The sequence below is a fragment of the uncultured Kordia sp. genome (assembly GCF_947489565.1).
In the GTDB taxonomy this organism is placed as follows: Bacteria; Bacteroidota; Bacteroidia; order Flavobacteriales; family Flavobacteriaceae; genus Kordia.
Genome location: NZ_CANLEA010000014.1, coordinates 165,211 through 183,165, shown reverse-complemented (window position 1 = coordinate 183,165; position 17,955 = coordinate 165,211). Strand labels below are relative to the sequence as shown.

The following is a 17,955-nucleotide window of genomic DNA, read 5'->3' as shown; positions in this document are numbered from 1 at the left end:
CACAAACCAATCCATACCATGAAACATTCTATCAGTTTCCTAATTGTACTAAGCTTTCTTTTGAGTTCTTGTGGACAGAAACAAAAAGAAGTAGCAAAGGTGAAAATTCCAGCAGAAAAGCCATTAGCCGCCATTAAAACCACAGAAGAAATCACAAAAGATCAAGAAAGCTACAAAGCCGAATTGGTTGTTGATGGGATTGATATTCCGTGGGGAATGACTTGGTTGCCAGATGGAAGTATGTTGGTGACAGATCGTTCTGGGGAATTATATCATGTGAAAGATGGACAAAAAACATCTATAAAAAATGTACCAGAAGTATTTGCGCGCAATCAAGGCGGATTACTAGATGTGATGATTCATCCAAATTATGCTGATAATGGCTGGATTTATATTACATATTCCATCGTAGACAAAAAAGAAAAAGGAAGTCATACAGCATTAATCAGAGCAAAATTAGTGGACAATGCACTGACTTCAATTGAAAAACTATACCAAGGAAGTCCAAATGTAAAAACGGCACATCACTTTGGCTCTCGCATTGCTTTTGATAGTGATGGATATGTGTATTTTACCATTGGAGATCGTGGAAAACGCGATGTAAATCCGCAAGATATAACGAAAGATGGTGGAAAAGTATATCGTTTGCATGATGATGGACGTATTCCAGCAGACAATCCATTTGTCGGTCAGAAAGATGCCAAAGAAGCTATTTATTCCTATGGACATCGCAATCCGCAAGGAATGGCAGTGCATCCAGAAACAGGACAAGTTTGGGTACACGAACACGGACCACGTGGTGGAGATGAAATCAATCCTGTGACCAAAGCCGTAAATTATGGTTGGCCAGTCATTACCTATGGAATTAACTACAGCGGAACTACAATCACAGATGAAACTGCTCGTGATGGCATGCAACAACCATTATACTATTGGGTTCCATCGATTGCGCCAAGCGGAATGGCATTTGTGACTAGTGATGTTTATCCAGAATTAAAAGGACATTTATTAGTAGGTTCATTAAAATTTCAATACTTAGAATTCTTAACACTTACAAAAGACGAAAAAGTTGCCAAGCGTGAAAAATTATTAGATGGTATTGGTCGTGTACGTTCGGTACGTCAAGGTCCTGACGGATTTATTTATGTGGGAATTGATGGAGAAGGTGTCTTTAAAATGATTTCAAATTCTTCTACAAAGAAAACGACTGAAAAAGCTACCAATACCGCAAAAACGGAAACAAAAGCAGAAGAAATAGAAGTGGTAGCACCAACTTTTGCAAAACTTGCAGATGCATCGAAAAAAGATGTGGAGGAAAGTCTCAAAAGAGGAAAAGCTTTGTATACGAATGTATGTGTACAATGTCACTTAGCCAATGGAGAAGGAGTTCCAAAAGCATTTCCGCCCTTAGCAGGATCGGATTGGTTGACAGATAAAGTTGTAGAAAGTATTCGATCGGTAAAATACGGATTGAAAGGTGAAATTACCGTAAATGGAGTAAAATACAGAGGCATCATGTCGCCACTAGGACTCAATGACAAACAAGTTGCCGATGTTATGAATTATACATCCACAGCTTGGGGCAATGAAACAGAGAACTTTTATACTGCTGAAGAAGTTGCGAAAGTGAAAAAAGAATAAAGTAATTTATTATAAATACAAGCTTTAAGATATTTACATCTCGATTATCGAGTAAAAACCTCAAAATAACAATTTTGAGGTTTTTTGTTGTGAGCACATTTCAGCTTTTTTACTTACATTTAGCCTGAAAACAAATTACAGATGAAAAGAAAACCAACCATTCACACCATTTTGTATACGCTTTTGGCGTTTACCTTTATATTTTACGCGTGTAGCTCTGATGAAGGATCAGGTACAGCTGCTCCTACGATTAGTATCAACAATTCAAGCGTTAGTTTTAGCGCAATTCAAGCAGGAACAACGTCTTCTCCGAAGTCTGTTTCTATGACCGGAGCACGATTGACAAGTAGTGTTTCTATTAGTGTTTCAGGTGCTTTTGAAATTTCAAGAGACAACACAAATTATAGTTCAAACATCAGTTTAACCGCAGATCAAGCGAATCAAAATAATACAATTTCCATACGATTTTCTCCTTCAGAAACTGATCTTGGAGATTTGACAGGAACAATCACAGTCACTTCAAATGATTTTGACACCAAACAAGTAGCACTTACAGGAACTGCCTTAGAAATTGTGCGCGAAATTCAAGTACTAGGAACGGTAAATCCTTTTGGTGATGTCACGGCAGGAACAATGTCTACAGCACAAACGGTACAAGTACGTGGAATGAACTTAGAGAATGATGTCACAGCAACAGTTTCAGGTTCATTTGAAATTTCGAAAGACAATATCACTTTTGGAAATTCAGTTACCTACGATCATACAGCAATCAATACAACACCAGAAGATTTATATGTACGTTTCAGTCCAACTGCAACCGATTTAGGAACGCAAACAGCAACAATTACATTGGCAGCAACGGGAGTTACAGATCAAACGATCAACTTATCAGGAGTTGGAACTGCGGTACGTCATAATTATCAAACATTTGACAGTCAGCGAATTGCTTTTGGTGGCGGATTTAATCAAACAGTGACGAATACATACAATTTGCATACGAACATGTCCAACATCGAACAAATTATGATGTATGTAGAATTGCGCTGTCCAACAGGCGGATGTAATGCTTGGGATGTATATGCAAACATCAAAGTAAAAGACGATGCTTCTGGAGAATTCTATGAAATTGGACGTTATATCACGCCGTATGGAGTAGATAATTCACAATTGTCAAGAGGTTTTGAAATCGATGTAACCGACTTTAAATCCTTATTACAAGGAAATACAGAACTATATGCGCGTATTGAAACTTGGGGAGCAGACGGATGGGAATTATCTGTTGAATTCGACTATGTAGAAGGCACACCAGATTATGAATATTATGCAATTGCAGATGTAATTACCTATGATGATTGGTCTACTTCTGGAGTTCCGTACGGAGTCGCAATTGATCCAATGACTTGGGATTTGACTAAAAATGTAATGATTCCTTCAAATGCAGAATCCACACATTTACGTACCATTATTTCAGGTTGGGGACATGCAACTCCAGTAGATTCTGATAACAGACCGTGCGCGGAATGGTGTTTTAGAACGCATGATGTAAAAATAAACGGAGCAACAACCTTCCAACACAATATGGAACCAATGGGCTGCGCATCTAATCCTGTGCAACCACAAGCAGGAAATTGGACGCCAGATAGAGCAGGTTGGTGTCCAGGAATGGCAGTTCCAGTTCGTGTAGATCAATTTAGTACGCCAATGAATGGAAGTATGTTTGCTTTTGAATATGACTATCAAGATTGGACAAGTGATGGCGGAACAACCTCTGGACAAGGTGGTGCGTTTTATGCAACATCAACCTTTGTAGTTGTAAAAAGTAGCACACCAATTGCAAAACCTACAGTAACGGATTAATTTAAATATATATATAACAAAAGCCTTAGTATGAAAATGCTAAGGCTTTTTATTTAACATCAGTTTTATATGATAGTCTAGAGTATGCTTTATCTTTTCCAGAGGTGTTTCTTTTGTTTCTTTTCTTTGGGAGAACAAAGAAAACGAAAATAAAAAAATGTAATTCAGTTGGGAACAACTTTTTCCTTGATGAAAATGTAACTTTAATTGAAAAGTTATCTGAAACTCAAATTAAATAATACACTGAAATATACTATTTTGGTGTATTATTTGTTTATAGCGTATCATGAAGTATATTTTTTCCTTTTTCCTATGTTGTTTTAGCGGTCTTGCTTTTGCGCAACAAACTGAGGTTGTTGATTTTAAAAAAGCAACCGTTGATCTTGTCATTCGTCCCGCATTAAAAGAAATTGGGATTGATGTACACTACGAATTTGAAATTTTGAAAGATACAGATTCTATTTATTTTGATATGAGATCAATAGATACTTATAAAGTCTATCAAAAAACATTTCAGGGAACAGATACTTATACGAAGGATAGAAAGATTGTACTGAAAAGTAAATTTAAAAAAGGAGAGAAGCATACGGTAGGTTTAGCAGCATTTACACATCCTAAAAAAGCCATGTATTTTATTGATTGGGATGAGAAAAAAGGCAGAAAACAAGTCTGGACACAAGGACAAGGAAAATATACAAGCAGTTGGCTACCGAGTTTTGACGATGTCAACGAAAAAGTGGAATTTGATTTTAGTATTACGTTCGACAAGCGTTATGAAGTCATTGCTAATGGAAAATTGATTAAGAAAGAATCGCCCAATGATTCGCTGACAAAATGGTATTATGATATGAAACAACCAATGAGTAGTTATTTGGCTGCGATTGCGATTGGAAAGTATCAAAAGAAAGTCATCACTTCTAAAAGTGGCGTACCAATAGAATTGTATTATTATCCAGAAGACGAAGCCAAGTTTGAACCTACTTATCGTCATACCAAACGTATTTTTGACTTCTTAGAAGCAGAAATTGGCGTTCCGTATCCTTGGCAAAATTATAAGCAAGTTCCTGTAAAAGACTTTTTATATGCAGGAATGGAAAACACAAGTACCACCATTTTCTCCGATGCTTTTGTGATAGATAGTATTGGTTTTGTAGATAAAAACTATGTAAATGTCAACGCACATGAACTAGCGCATCAATGGTTTGGTGATTTGGTGACAGCCAAAAGCGGAAAACACCATTGGTTACAAGAAGGTTTTGCAACCTACTATGCGTTATTAGCGGAAAAAGAAATTTTTGGTGACGATTATTTTTATTGGCAACTATTCAAGTCAGCAATGGACTTAAGAGCTTTAAATGATGGAAAAGGTGAAGCCGTTTTAAATCCGAAAGCAAGCAGTTTAACGTTTTATCAAAAAGGAGCTTGGGCTTTGCATGTATTGCGAACCAAAGTAGGAGACAAGCCGTTTAAAAATGCTGTAAAACGATATTTGAATACTTACAAATTCAGCAGTGCAGAGACTGAAGACTTTATCAAAATTGTAGCAGAAGAAAGTGGTCAAAATTTAGATGAGTTTGTGAAAATGTGGTTGGTAAATCCGCAATTGCCTGATGATTTTTATGATTTTGAACGATTGCTCACAAGTAATTCAGGCATGGAGAACAGCATGTATGCGTATTTAGGAGGAATGCAAGGCACACCAACACAAGTGGCTTTGTTTAGATTAGCCAATAAAAATGGAACCAGTGTAAAAATTAGCAATGCTATTAAAAGTGCAATTAGTATATCTCAAACGGAAGTAGTACTAACGGAAGATCCAATTTCAGATGAATTACTCGTAAATCTTGTCAAAAATATTCCACAAGAAAGTTCTACAGAAAGAATAAGCGCCTATAAAGCTGCGTTTCAAACCAACAATTTAAAAATTCGTCAAGCAATTGCATTGACACTGACCAAAATTCCTATTGAATTAAAATCGGATTACGAAACCTTATTAAATGATGCTTCATACGAAACCAAAGAAGCCGCTTTCTACAATTTATGGGTAAACTTTCCAGCAGATCAAAAGAAATATTTAGATCAAACAAAAGATATCATCGGATTTAACGATAAAAGTTTCCGAATACTTTGGCTAACCTTGGCAATTGTAACTAAAAATTATAGTGGACGCAATACACCAGTATATTATCAAGAATTATCAAACTATACACGTGCGTACAACCATTTTGAAGTGCGAAAGAATGCATTTATTTTTATGAATGAATTGCGTTCATTCACCGATCAAAACTTAGTAGATTTAGTCAACGGAGCCATGCATCCAAATTGGCGATTTGCAAAGTTTTGTAGAGATTTATTAGACAGTATCATCAAAAATCCTGATTATACAGAAAATATTACGCGAACAAAAAAGCTTCTAACAGAGAAAGAATTGGCATTTTTAGAAAAGCGAATGAAAAACTAAATACGTAGTAGTACGGCATTTTGCTTAATTTCTAACAATACAATTGATCATTTCGTTTGTTGAATCGGAAATTTTAGTATTTTTAAAATAAAAATTACCAGCTATGAACCAAAAAATTACACTTACCACGTTATTATTTTGCATTTTTCAACTTTCATTTGGTCAATATAAGTACGTTCAAATAGAATTGATGGATGAAAGTCCAACTATAGGCGCTTATATTGGCGCACCAACCTATTATTACAATATGCCTGCTGGTGCCACAGATTATTCCAATGATGCGGGACTGAATGCCATATTAATGGGCAATAATGTTACTGCGTATGATGATATAGAAAGTACGTTTATGGATCCTAATTTGTTAGGAAATAGGACGTTGGTTGTGTGTAACAATTGCGATAATAATCAATTAGCAACAGAATTATTAGCATATTCTTCTGTCATCAAAAATGCATATCCTTTGGATGATCGCTATTCCTATAATGAATTATATATAAAAATTAACGATGTATCCATAGGAATACCAACGGGAACTAGTAATGGCGTTATTACCACAAATGATACTGGATTGAACGCAATATTTGTAACACATAATGTATACTTTTACCGACAACTGTTTCCGTCATCTATGACTAATTCACTGCTAAGATCTTATGGAATTGCTTGTGAATGTGATGCAACACTCTTGAAAGCTGATTTGGATGTGTATACTGCTGTGATTGAAGTAGCAGAACCTCTTTATATAGAATCGCAAACATTATTGAGTACAACGGAGTTTGCTTTTAGCGATGTACAATTATATCCAAATCCTACTAGCAATACTTTAAACATAAACAATACATCTGCTATAAAATCGCTTGAAATCTATTCTGTACAAGGACAGCTTATGCTACAACAGAAAAGTCAATTTGAAACTGTTGACATGTCACAACTTCAAAGCGGATTGTATTTTGTTACACTTAAGGATACTCAAAACAGGAGCAAAACCTTTAAGATTGCCAAAAACTAAGATTCTAAACTTAAATAATTTTAAGGATTTAAAATATCGCCAACTTCTTTTTTAATAAAAGATAAAGCTGTGCTACTTGGTGATTCTTGCTCCATCATTTCTGTGAGAATCACTTCTCGTAATTTATCGGCAGAAGTTACTTTGTCAGACAATCCTGCTTTACGAATCAGTTGTATGGTGGTATTTTTTGCTGCAATGATAATATTCCAACATTGATCGCTCATATATATTTGTTGCGACAAATTGTGATCAAACTCTTGTTCGATGCTCATAATCAACAAGCGTTCGTAATCTTCTTTATTGGTAGAATTTGGTGAAACACGAATCAATAATTTAGCTGGAGCGATGCGTTCTAAAAATAATGAAAGACGTTCGTACGCTTGAAAACGTATTGGCAATGCTTCTTTCTGAGCATCTTTATGCAATAAATAACGTCTTCTTTTGTCTTCATTTGACATGTGATCTCTAAAGAAAAAATAAGCGAGTCCGCCCGTAATAATGGCAGGAATTGAATACATTAACAAGTCAAAAATTTTGTCTTCCATAAAATAGCATTTTTAGCAAACATAATACGTTTTAACTAACTAGACAAATAAAGATTTATTGTTTAAATTACGGCAAAATCATTCACAGACATGAAAGCAGTCACAGTTTCCGTACTAAAAAAAGAATTGAAAGATCATTCACATCAAGAATTGATGGAAATCTGCTTGAAATTAGCAAAGTTTAAAAAAGAAAATAAAGAACTGCTTACGTACTTACTTTTCGATTCTCATGATGAAGATGCGTATATTCAATCTGTGCAAGAGGAAACGGATGAAGCTTTTTCAAAACTAAATCACGACAGTTTATATTATGTCAAAAAGAGTACGCGAAAAATTCTGCGAACGCTCAAAAAATATATCAGATATTCTAAAAAGAAAGAAACCGAAGCTGCCATTTTACTACATTTTTGTGCAAAGTTGAAAGAATTAAAGCCGCGACATCAAAAAAGCATTCAAATGATGAATATATACGAACGGCAATTAGCTATGGCAAAAAAAGCAATTAAAACCCTGCATGAAGATTTACAATATGATTTTACACTTGATTTGGAAGAATTGGGCGAAGAGTTATAGCATATAAAAACAATATAAATTGTGGATACAGTATCTAAAAAAACAACCAACGGAACACTAGTAGTAGACATCGTAGGGCATGCAGAACCAAATAATGGAAGATCATTATGGAAAGTAAATGTACTGTACAACAATACAAACATCAATGAAAAATTATTCTCCAACAATTGGAATTATATCAATGAAAGAATAGATCATTGGCAACAGGAAGGCTTTGGATATGTATACATACCTGTAGAAGGAACCGCAAAACTAATACATTTAGATATACTTGAGATACATGACCTTATCTACGAACGAATTTCAACAGTTTCATTCATAGGGAATAGCTTTCAGTGTAACAAGCTCATGGAAGTCTACAGCGATGTGATTAAAATTACAGACTTAGCGACATTACAAACCAGACTTTTCAACTATAAAAACCTGGAACGTGTCGAAAACGCAACATTTCTAAACGAAAAAGAAATTGAAGTACACTTAGTCAAATACAAAGGTAGAAATCACGAAAAGCGCACAGAAATTCGCCGCATATAACCTTCATTCATCATAAAATAGTCAGAAACTTTGTATATCAATAGCTTATTTTCCGCCTAAATGCTCACATGTTTTTAACGATTCCATTCCGTCAAAAGGAACAGGAGTTTTTTGATATTTATAGGTATTATCTAAGTTTTTGGATAGATTCTGATCGTCTACATTCATCTTAATATCTGTCATTTTAAATTGACATGGATGCTCATAACCAGCCGCATGTGTGATTTCCACAAACTCCTTTCGAAAAGTTTTAAAATATTGCGCCAATCGTACAGATTTCAACGTCGGATCAATTCCGTTTTGTAACCATTTACTTTGTGTGGCAACTCCTGCAGGACATTTGTTTGTATGACATATTTGTGCCTGAATACAACCAATACTCATCATAGCTTCACGTGCCACATTGATACAATCAACACCCATAGAAAAAGCCATTGCTGCTTTGGCTGGAAATCCTAACTTTCCACTTCCAACCCAAACAATACGTTCTGCTAAACCTTTCTGTTGGAATAATTTATACAAATCTGCAAAACCATAAACCCAAGGTAAAGATACGTGATCGGCAAAACTTGGCGGCGCTGCTCCAGTTCCACCTTCACCACCGTCAACGGTAATAAAATCGGGACCTTTTCCAGTCGTTTTCATAATATCTGCCAATTCTTCCCATTGTTCTAATTTTCCGATTGCTGCTTTAATTCCTACTGGTAAACCTGTAGCTTCCGCAATGGCTTCAACAAAATCAACCAATTCTGGCACTGTCGAAAATGCTTTATGATTTGGAGGAGACAATACATCTTTTCCAACTTCAACACCTCTAATTTTAGCAATTTCAGGTGTGATCTTTTTTCCTGGTAAAACACCACCTTTTCCAGGTTTTGCTCCTTGTGATAATTTGACTTCAATCGCTCTGACAAAAGGATTATCTTGTACCAACTTCACCATTTTTTCCATAGAAAAACCACCATCATCGGCACGTACGCCAAAATATCCTGTTCCGAAGTGAAAAACAACATCGCCACCGTGACTATGATATGGAGACAAACCACCTTCACCAGTATTGTGATAAGCATTTGCCATTTTTACACCTTTATTCATAGATTCTACCGCTTTGGCAGAAAGAGAACCAAAACTCATTGCAGAAATATTAATGACAGATGCTGGACGATATGGACGTTTTCTTTTGTTGAATTCGCCCATCACTTTTGCACATGGCAGAAAAGATTTATCTACAGCATTTGGATGATTTTCTGGAACTTTATACGGCATCATGGCATTATTAATAAACATATGATGATGTGCATAAATATCTCTATCGGTTCCAAAACCTTCGTAATTGTTTTGTTTTTTTGCAGACGCATAAATCCAACCGCGTTCAATACGGTTAAAAGGTAATTCTTCGCGATTATTTGCTACAAAATACTGGCGAATTTCTGGACCAATACTTTCAAACATATAACGAATATGTCCTACGATAGGGAAGTTATGACTAATGGTATGTTTTCTTTGTAAAATATCGCGAATAGCAATAATAAGTAACACAACAATAATCCACATCCACCAAGAAATTGAGTCAAGAAAAGTAAGAATCGTATCCATAGTTTTTAAAAGGTTTGCTCAAAAATAACAATAATCTGTTTTGACAGCCAATTCTTTTATTTTTTTTCAATAAAAAAAGTCCAAACTTTAAGTCTAGACGTTTTATTGATTAATAATAAGAATTTAGTTTAATTCTCTGGTAATTGTTCTTCTATTGGATACGTACTAAAATTCAAGAAATTTCCAGGATGCGCTAGTACGTTTTGTAATATAAATGGTGTGTCTGGTGCTGTTCCACTATACTGCGTACTTCCATTCATATCAATATCATTTGTATTATAACCTGAAACCGAATACGTTGGGAAGTTTAAAAAGTTTCCAGCATCGTTTAGTACGTTTGATAAAATATTTGGCGAATCAGGACTCGTTCCTGAATATTGCACTAATTGATCTCCATTTGCATTTCCTGCCCAAAGTGCTAAAACATTATTTGATTCTGGCGAATTTGTAGATACGGATCTAGTAAGTAATGGTAACATCACAGTTGCTTGCGCATTTGTACCAAAGGTAATTGGAGTAGTGGATTCTGTAAAGTTTATAGTTGTGGCTGTTCTGTTTAAAGTTATTGTATTTGTTGTCATAACGGCTAAGTGATTCCGATGTTTAATTGCTAAATAATAATTACCACTTGCTTGATTAAAGCTTACTACAGATATACCATCTATACTTACAACATCACCATCACGCTGTAATAAAGCAGACTGCCCATCAATTACTAAGGTGTTATCTGTAGCATCACGCAATTCTACCCAAACCCAATCTACAATATCATTATTTGTATTACCTGTTCCGTTAGTTCCTCCAGTATTAAATACCGATGCATCACAAGTTAAGCCATCTGTATATGGTGATGTCGTTGGTAAATAACCTAAAGACCTTAAATCGTCTCGCATTACGCTTGTATTTCCATTAGATAGTAAAGCGCCTTGTAAAAAGACTACTGGACTTACAGTAATTGGAATTATTTCTAAAATAACTTCTGTTGCTGTATACCTAACATCCCAATTGTAACCTGCTGGCAAGTTTATTGTATCAAAAGTTCCTGAAATGTTACCTGCTGTTAAAATTGTAAAAGTATCGCCTACTATTGGTGAATAATTATCTAATAAAGTAACCTCTAGTGTACCGTTTATAGCTGCTGTGCCAGTTACTGTTACGATATCGAATGTGGTAGCATTTTCTAATTCTATTTGTAAGTTAGCAGTTGTTTGTGCTGAATAATTGTTATTGAAAGTATAGGTACCAGGAGAATTACCAGGACTTAACGTACCTGCATTTGTAAAATCTTGGGTATGACTTGTGTTGATTCCAGAAAGTGTCCCTGGATTACTAAATGTTCCTAAATTATCAAATATACTATTATTGGTAAACGTTCCATTATTAACTAATGCACCATTATTAGTATAGGTACCTGTGTTTATAATAGCACCGTCATTGATTAAGGTAGACGGCATTAAGGTAGTCGACATGCCATCATCTGATACATCTATGACTAAAGTAGCTCTGTTATCTATAACGCCAGTTTCTGAATTATGGAGTGTAGAAAGAACAGGAAAACCAAATGCAATTGTGCTAAGTGTTCCTCTATTTAATAGTGTTCCGTTATTTATAAACGTATCATTTCCCATACCGGCTATGCCATCTGGTAATATTTCAATGATATTATTATTTACTATTTTTCTACTTAACCTAAATCCAGTCTCTCCTCCGTAAATTTTCACGATGCCTTCATTGGTAAACGTTTGGCTATCAAAATACATACCTATACTTCTAGTAATTATGGTACCTGTATTGGTAAGTAAACCAAAATCTAGAATGATTATAGACCCCGTTGTGATTCCTTCATTTGCAAAACTCCCAGAACCTTCATATGATCCATTAAATTCATTTGTATTAAGGAATACACCATCATTAAATAGAACACCATTAATAGTAAACACACCATGATTTGCAATAGTTCCCTGATTAGGAAAATGAAAATTATTAGGTATATCAAAAACTCCTGTGTTATTTATCGTTCCTGTGTTGGTATTAGAAGGACTAGATGCAAGTGTTAATGTAAGCGTACCATGATTTGTAAATGTAGCCTGATTTCTAAACAAATGCATGGAGGTGTTATCGGTAACCTCGAAATTTGCATTGGTGTTATTCACTACAGTTCCTGCGTTTGTAAATGTTGCATTGGTGTTAGAAAATGTACCAAAATTATTAAGTGTACCTAATGCGAGCGTAGTTACGGTTCCAGAATTGGTTATGCTACCCGTAGCTTGGTTACTTGCAGTACCAGAAGTACTTAACGTTCCTGTAGTATCCATAGTGATGGTTCCAGCATTCGTAAAAGTTCCTAATTCGAGCGTAGTTATTGTGCCAGCATTAGTTATACTAGCTGTTGCCTGGTTATTTGTAGTACCAGAAGTGCTTAACGTTCCTGTAGTATCCATAGTGATGGTTCCAGTATTCGTGAAAGTTCCTAATTCGAGCGTAGTTATTGTGCCAGCATTAGTTATACTAGCTGTTGCTTGGTTATTTGTAGTACCAGAAGTGCTTAACGTTCCCATAGTATCCATAGTGATGGTTCCAGCATTCGTGAAAGTTCCTAATTCGAGCGTAGTTATTGTACCAGCATTAGTTATACTACCTGTTGCTTGGTTGCTTGTAGTGCCAGAAGTACTTAACGTTCCCATAGCCTCAATAGTTATGGAGCCTCCATTGTTAAGTGCGTTACTATTTGTAATTGTTCCATTATTAACTAATGCACCATTATTAGTATAGGTACCTGTGTTTATAATAGCACCGTCATTGATTAAGGTAGACGGCATTAAGGTAGTCGACATGCCATCATCTGATACATCTATGACTAAAGTAGCTCTGTTATCTATAACACCAGTTTCTGAATTATGGAGTGTAGAAAGAACAGGAAAACCAAATGCAATTGTGCTAAGTGTTCCTCTATTTAATAGTGTTCCGTTATTTATAAACGTATCATTTGACAGACCGGCTATGCCATCTGGTAATATTTCAATGATATTATTATTTACTATTTTTCTACTTAACCTAAATCCAGTCTCTCCTCCGTAAATTTTCACGATGCCTTCATTGGTAAACGTTTGGCTATCAAAATACATACCTATACTTCTAGTAATTATGGTACCTGTATTGGTAAGTAAACCAAAATCTCGAATGATTATATCCACCGTTGTGATTCCTTCATTTGCAAAACTCCCAGAACCTTCATATGATCCATTAAATTCATTTGTATTAAGGAATACACCATCATTAAATAGAACACTATTAATAGTAAACACACCATGATTTGCAATAGTTCCCTGATTAGGAAAATAAAAATTATTAGGTATATCAAAAACTCCTGTGTTATTTATCGTTCCTGTGTTGGTATTAGAAGAACTAGATGCAAGTGTTAATGTAAGCGTACCATGATTTGTAAATGTAGCCTGATTTCTAAACAAATGCATGGAGGTGTTATCGGTAACCTCGAAATTTGCATTGGTGTTATTCACTACAGTTCCTGCGTTTGTAAATGTTGCATTGGTGTTAGAAAATGTACCAAAATTATTAAGTGTTCCTAGCGCAGGAATAGTTACGGTACCCGAATTGGTTATACTACCCGTAGCTTGATTGTCTATAGTTTGAGAAATAGTAAGTGTTCCTTGTGTTTCAATATTTATAATTCCTACGTTCGAGAATGCTATCGTATTTGTAAATGCGCCGTTACAGTTTAAGGTTCCAGTATTATTAAATATATTATTGTTTGTGTAATTACCATTATTTGTAAATAATAGAGGGTTATTAAGGGTACCATTATTTGTAATAGTACCATTGTTTTCTATAGTACCTTCATTTGTGTAGGTACCTAAATTTAGCATAGTACCAGTTGCGGCAATAGTAAGCGTTCCTGTGTTGTTAAAAAGAGAAGTATTCTCTAAAGTGGCATTATTTACAAAGGTTCCTGTATTGTTTAATGTTTGAGGATTAACGAAAATTCCATTATTTGTAACACTATTCGTGTTATTAAAAGTGCCATTATTTGTTGCCGTTTTCTGGTCATTATTTACAAAAGTACCTGTGTTTTCTACTGTTTGTGTATTTACAAAAGTTCCATTATTTGTAAACGTACCCGATATGTCTAGTAGTTGACCATTAGTAAAAATTCCAGTATTTGTTAACGCGGCAACATTGTTTATTGTTGCCATATTAGTAAAGGTTGCAGCTGTGTTAAAAGAACCGTTATTATTAATAATTCCTGTTCCCGAGTTTTCTATTGTAGCGTTTTGACTAAAAAATAAATTAGCAACTGGTTGTATTTCAATTACTCCAGTGTTTATAAGTGATCCCGTGACATCTACACTTGAACCAAAACCTATAGTAATGGTTCCTGTATTAGAGAGTGTTCCCGAAGTACTTATAAAGGCAGAAAACCCACTAAATTCTGTCGCAATAAGAGCGCCTTCATTAATTAATGTTCCGGTATTAGAAATTCCAGAATTAATACCAGTTGTAATACTTCCAGAACTTGAAATAGTTAAGTGCCCAGCATTTATTATATCTGCCTCGACAATATTTCCGTTAATAATTACAGTATCTCCAGCTACTATAGTTGTACCAGGATAAGAGGGCGACCAATTGCCTGTATTTGCCCAATCACCAGTACCTGTGTAGGTGTAGGTGGTTTGTGCATTTAAGTTGGGTATTGTAAAAGAAAGAGTTACGAGTAGTAATAGTTTTTTCATAGGGAATTTTAGAAATTTGTATACTTACAATTGTATAGCAAAGGTATCTAAAAAACCCAAGTCATCATTTTCTCACTAGTTATTGAGGTAATCTAAAGTAAGTTGTACGAAGGTTTTTATACCGAGTTTCATACCGCTTTCATCAATATAAAAATCAGGTGTATGATGCGAAGTTGCTTCTTGATCGACAGGTTTTCCACCTAAAAAGAAATACAATCCTGGCACTTCTTTTTGAAAGAATGAAAAATCTTCTGCACCAGTAATGGCTTTAATTTCGATTACATTTTCTGCGCCAGCCGATTTTTGTAAAGAAGGTAACATTTGTGCGGTTAACTTCGGATCGTTATATGTAATTGGATATCCTTTGGCAATTTCAATAGTCGCTTCAGCTCTGTATGCTTTCGCGATTGCAGGAACCATTTCTTGCATACGTTTGTTGATAAACGCTTGCATATCATAATCTAACGTACGAATAGTACCAATTAATTGTGCTTTTTCTGGAATTATATTGCTACGTACACCACTGGTAATTTTTCCAACGGTAATTACTGCGCCTTCTTTTGTTAATTCAGATTCTCTACTGATAATGGTTTGCAATCCATCAATAATCTTTGCACTTGTCACAATAGGATCAATACTTGTCCAAGGTCTAGAACCGTGACTTTGTTTTCCTTTCACATTGATTTCAAAACTCTGTGAAGCTGCCATAATTCCTCCAGGTTTATAACTGATAGTTCCTACATCAAATCCAGCACTAATGTGCAATCCGAAAATAGCATCTACATCAGGGTTTTTCAACACACCTTCTTTCACCATCATTTCCGCGCCACCTTCTTCGCCTTTAGGCGCGCCTTCTTCTGCAGGTTGAAAAATAAATACAACAGTTCCCTTAATTTTATTTTTATGTTTTGAAAAGATTTCTGCAACGCCCATTAAAATTGCGGTATGTGTATCATGTCCACAAGCGTGCATTACACCAGTGTCTACTCCGTTGAATGTAGTTCTTACCATAGATTTAAAAGGAACATCGGTACGTTCCGTTACAGGAAGTGCATCAATATCGGCACGTAGTGCGACTACTTTTCCAGGTAAATCACCTTTCAAAATTCCCACAACTCCCGTATGTGCAACACCAGTCTGTACTTCTAAACCAAGCGATTTTAAATGTTTTGCAATTTTTTCAGCAGTTTTAAACTCTCTATTAGATAACTCAGGATTTTCGTGAAAATCGCGTCGCCACTCAATTACTTTAGATTCAATAGCGTCGATATCTTTTTCAAGTCCATGTTGTGCATTAACAAAACAAAAAGAAAGAAAAAGGCTGGCAAGAAATAATTTCTTCATAGTATTTATGTGATTGGGAATAGTTATAAATTCAAAGATATTCAATTTTTTGATTTGTAGGATGCTATTTGTAAAAGTTGTCTGGAAACTAAAAAAAGCTTCCAGTTTCCTAGAAGCTTCTATTAAATATAAATTTTTCTTTTACTATTGATCACAGAATGGACAAGTTGTATTGAAAGCAGATTCTCCTGCCGCTTCTACTCCTCCTTTTACCTGTAACTTAGAAACAGGAACTTTGTTCAATTTTAATTTTTGTAATTTTTTCAGACTTTGTTTTTTCATGGTCATTAATTTTAGAAGTTATTCTTAAAATTAATAAAGATCATTTGTCATAAGTTACGGGAAGACCGTAGTTTCATAATATTTAACGTTTTACATTGATTTACTTAAGCTTTACGAACTGGCTTCGGAAATAACGCTTCAAACGTATTCAATACTTTATAGGCGTTTTCGCAAATTCCTTGCGTTGGATGATTATTTATAGTTTTATTCCAGCGTAAGCAAATAATACTTTTATATACATCTACAAAAGAAACGTCTGTCTGTATATAATATTTGTAATATAAATATAAAGCTGTAACCGTTACCGCACGACTTCCTCCTTCATGACTGTGGATGACTAAATTTCCTTGCGCATAAAAATCTACCGCTCCAGCTGCTTTTTGCTGTGTTGGTGATGGCGCATTCAATAATTGTTCTGCTTCTAATACGGCAGCAACCAAGGACATCATATCATTTTCATTGTCATCAGTTAGACCAACTTTATTTAATTGATTTAAATAATATGTTTCATTAGCAGCCAACTCAAAAGGCAAGGCTGCACGTTTGTCTACTTGCGGATCAGAGAATGGAATTTGCAAGTCTTTCGCATCATTTACTTCAGTAGCCACATTTAAAACAGCAGCAATTTGATTGTTGATAATGGCAGTTTCAGACAATAAAAAACTTGCGCCTACAAAAATAAATTGTTCTTCCAATCCTTCTGGCACATTGACTTTTGGTACTTGAAAAACACAAGTCATTGCTTGATTAGGAAAATTTCCAGCAGGTGTTGGCATATGTGAGCTAAACAGCACACGCGGATCAATGGTTTGTAATTCTTGACAAAAAGTTTTTGTAACAGGATCTACAATAATATCATCCGTATCTCCATACATTAATAACTGCGGAATTTGATCTAACGTATAGGTTTTATCTCCATTATAGGTAAGTTTCCAAACCAAATCGAAACAATCGCCAGGCCAAGGAGTAGTAGGCACATCTTGAGTTCCAAAAGTGTTTGCTATATCTTCAATGTCTGTATGTTGCCAAGCAATAGCAATGACAGAATCAGTATATTTTTCATCCTTAAAAATATGTGTTACCATATCTTTATATTCATATTTTAAAAATTTTTCATGGATTTTCTTATCCAAACGTGTCGCTAAAGGTGTTATCGTTTCTATTGGACGTTTGCTAGGACTTTTAATTCCAACACCAGCGGCAAAAAGATGATCAATGGTACCAAAAGCATCAGGTAAATAATAGGCTAGTGCTGCTGCACGTTCGTAACCTTTGGTAGATAAGTTTTCGTTCTTTGAATCTGCAGGTTTTTCTGCATGTCGAAAGATCAAGATTTCTTTTGGATATCCCATGTAAATATTTTTT

At 35.1% G+C, this 17,955-nt stretch carries 12 protein-coding genes; 6 read left to right on the top strand and 6 right to left on the bottom strand.

What is annotated here, in order from left to right; genetic code table 11:
* Positions 1–18: 18 nt before the first annotated feature.
* The 4 genes from Q0845_RS19005 to Q0845_RS18985 all read left to right on the top strand — a co-directional run bounded on the left by Q0845_RS19005 (position 19) and on the right by Q0845_RS18985 (position 6,968).
* Positions 19–1,641, top strand: coding sequence for a PQQ-dependent sugar dehydrogenase (locus tag Q0845_RS19005; RefSeq protein ID WP_367180684.1), 1,623 nt, complete (start codon positions 19–21; stop codon positions 1,639–1,641).
* A 141-nt stretch (positions 1,642–1,782) separates the two neighbouring features.
* Positions 1,783–3,498 carry a peptide-N-glycosidase F-related protein gene (locus tag Q0845_RS18995; protein ID WP_298516595.1) on the top strand — a complete coding sequence of 572 codons (1,716 nt, stop codon included), beginning with the start codon at positions 1,783–1,785 and terminating at the stop codon, positions 3,496–3,498.
* Positions 3,499–3,784: 286 nt separating this feature from the next.
* Positions 3,785–5,959 carry a M1 family metallopeptidase gene (locus tag Q0845_RS18990; protein ID WP_298516593.1) on the top strand — a complete coding sequence of 725 codons (2,175 nt, stop codon included), beginning with the start codon at positions 3,785–3,787 and terminating at the stop codon, positions 5,957–5,959.
* 103 nt (positions 5,960–6,062) lie between these two features.
* A complete protein-coding gene (locus tag Q0845_RS18985; protein WP_298516591.1) occupies positions 6,063–6,968 on the top strand; it encodes a T9SS type A sorting domain-containing protein in 906 nt (301 codons plus the stop codon).
* 20 nt (positions 6,969–6,988) lie between these two features.
* On the opposite strand, the gene Q0845_RS18980 is transcribed toward Q0845_RS18985, so the two are convergent.
* Entirely contained in the window at positions 6,989–7,513 is a 525-nt protein-coding gene (locus Q0845_RS18980) for a hypothetical protein (RefSeq protein ID WP_298516589.1), read from the bottom strand.
* A gap of 90 nt (positions 7,514–7,603) precedes the next feature.
* Here Q0845_RS18980 and Q0845_RS18975 point away from each other — a divergent pair, with 90 nt between their 5' ends.
* Positions 7,604–8,086, top strand: a complete 483-nt coding sequence (locus Q0845_RS18975; RefSeq protein WP_298516587.1) for a hypothetical protein — start codon at positions 7,604–7,606, stop codon at positions 8,084–8,086.
* Between the two features lie 21 nt (positions 8,087–8,107).
* Entirely contained in the window at positions 8,108–8,620 is a 513-nt protein-coding gene (locus Q0845_RS18970) for a hypothetical protein (protein ID WP_298516585.1), read from the top strand.
* A gap of 45 nt (positions 8,621–8,665) precedes the next feature.
* Here the strand turns inward: Q0845_RS18970 and Q0845_RS18965 are convergent, their stop codons facing one another.
* The 5 genes from Q0845_RS18965 to Q0845_RS18945 all read right to left on the bottom strand — a co-directional run bounded on the left by Q0845_RS18965 (position 8,666) and on the right by Q0845_RS18945 (position 17,942).
* On the bottom strand, positions 8,666–10,216 hold the full coding sequence (locus Q0845_RS18965) for an FMN-binding glutamate synthase family protein (protein WP_298516583.1): 1,551 nt from the start codon (positions 10,214–10,216) through the stop codon (positions 8,666–8,668).
* 128 nt (positions 10,217–10,344) lie between these two features.
* The gene (locus Q0845_RS18960; protein ID WP_298516581.1) at positions 10,345–14,964 is read right to left on the bottom strand and encodes a hypothetical protein; all 4,620 of its coding nucleotides are present in this window, start codon (positions 14,962–14,964) and stop codon (positions 10,345–10,347) included.
* A gap of 75 nt (positions 14,965–15,039) precedes the next feature.
* Positions 15,040–16,308: a M20 family metallopeptidase gene (locus tag Q0845_RS18955; protein WP_298516579.1), complete on the bottom strand. Its 1,269-nt coding sequence runs from the start codon at positions 16,306–16,308 to the stop codon at positions 15,040–15,042.
* A 144-nt stretch (positions 16,309–16,452) separates the two neighbouring features.
* Positions 16,453–16,590, bottom strand: coding sequence for a hypothetical protein (locus Q0845_RS18950; RefSeq protein ID WP_298516577.1), 138 nt, complete (start codon positions 16,588–16,590; stop codon positions 16,453–16,455).
* A 104-nt stretch (positions 16,591–16,694) separates the two neighbouring features.
* On the bottom strand, positions 16,695–17,942 hold the full coding sequence (locus tag Q0845_RS18945) for a hypothetical protein (RefSeq protein WP_298516575.1): 1,248 nt from the start codon (positions 17,940–17,942) through the stop codon (positions 16,695–16,697).
* Between the last annotated feature and the right edge of the window lie 13 nt (positions 17,943–17,955).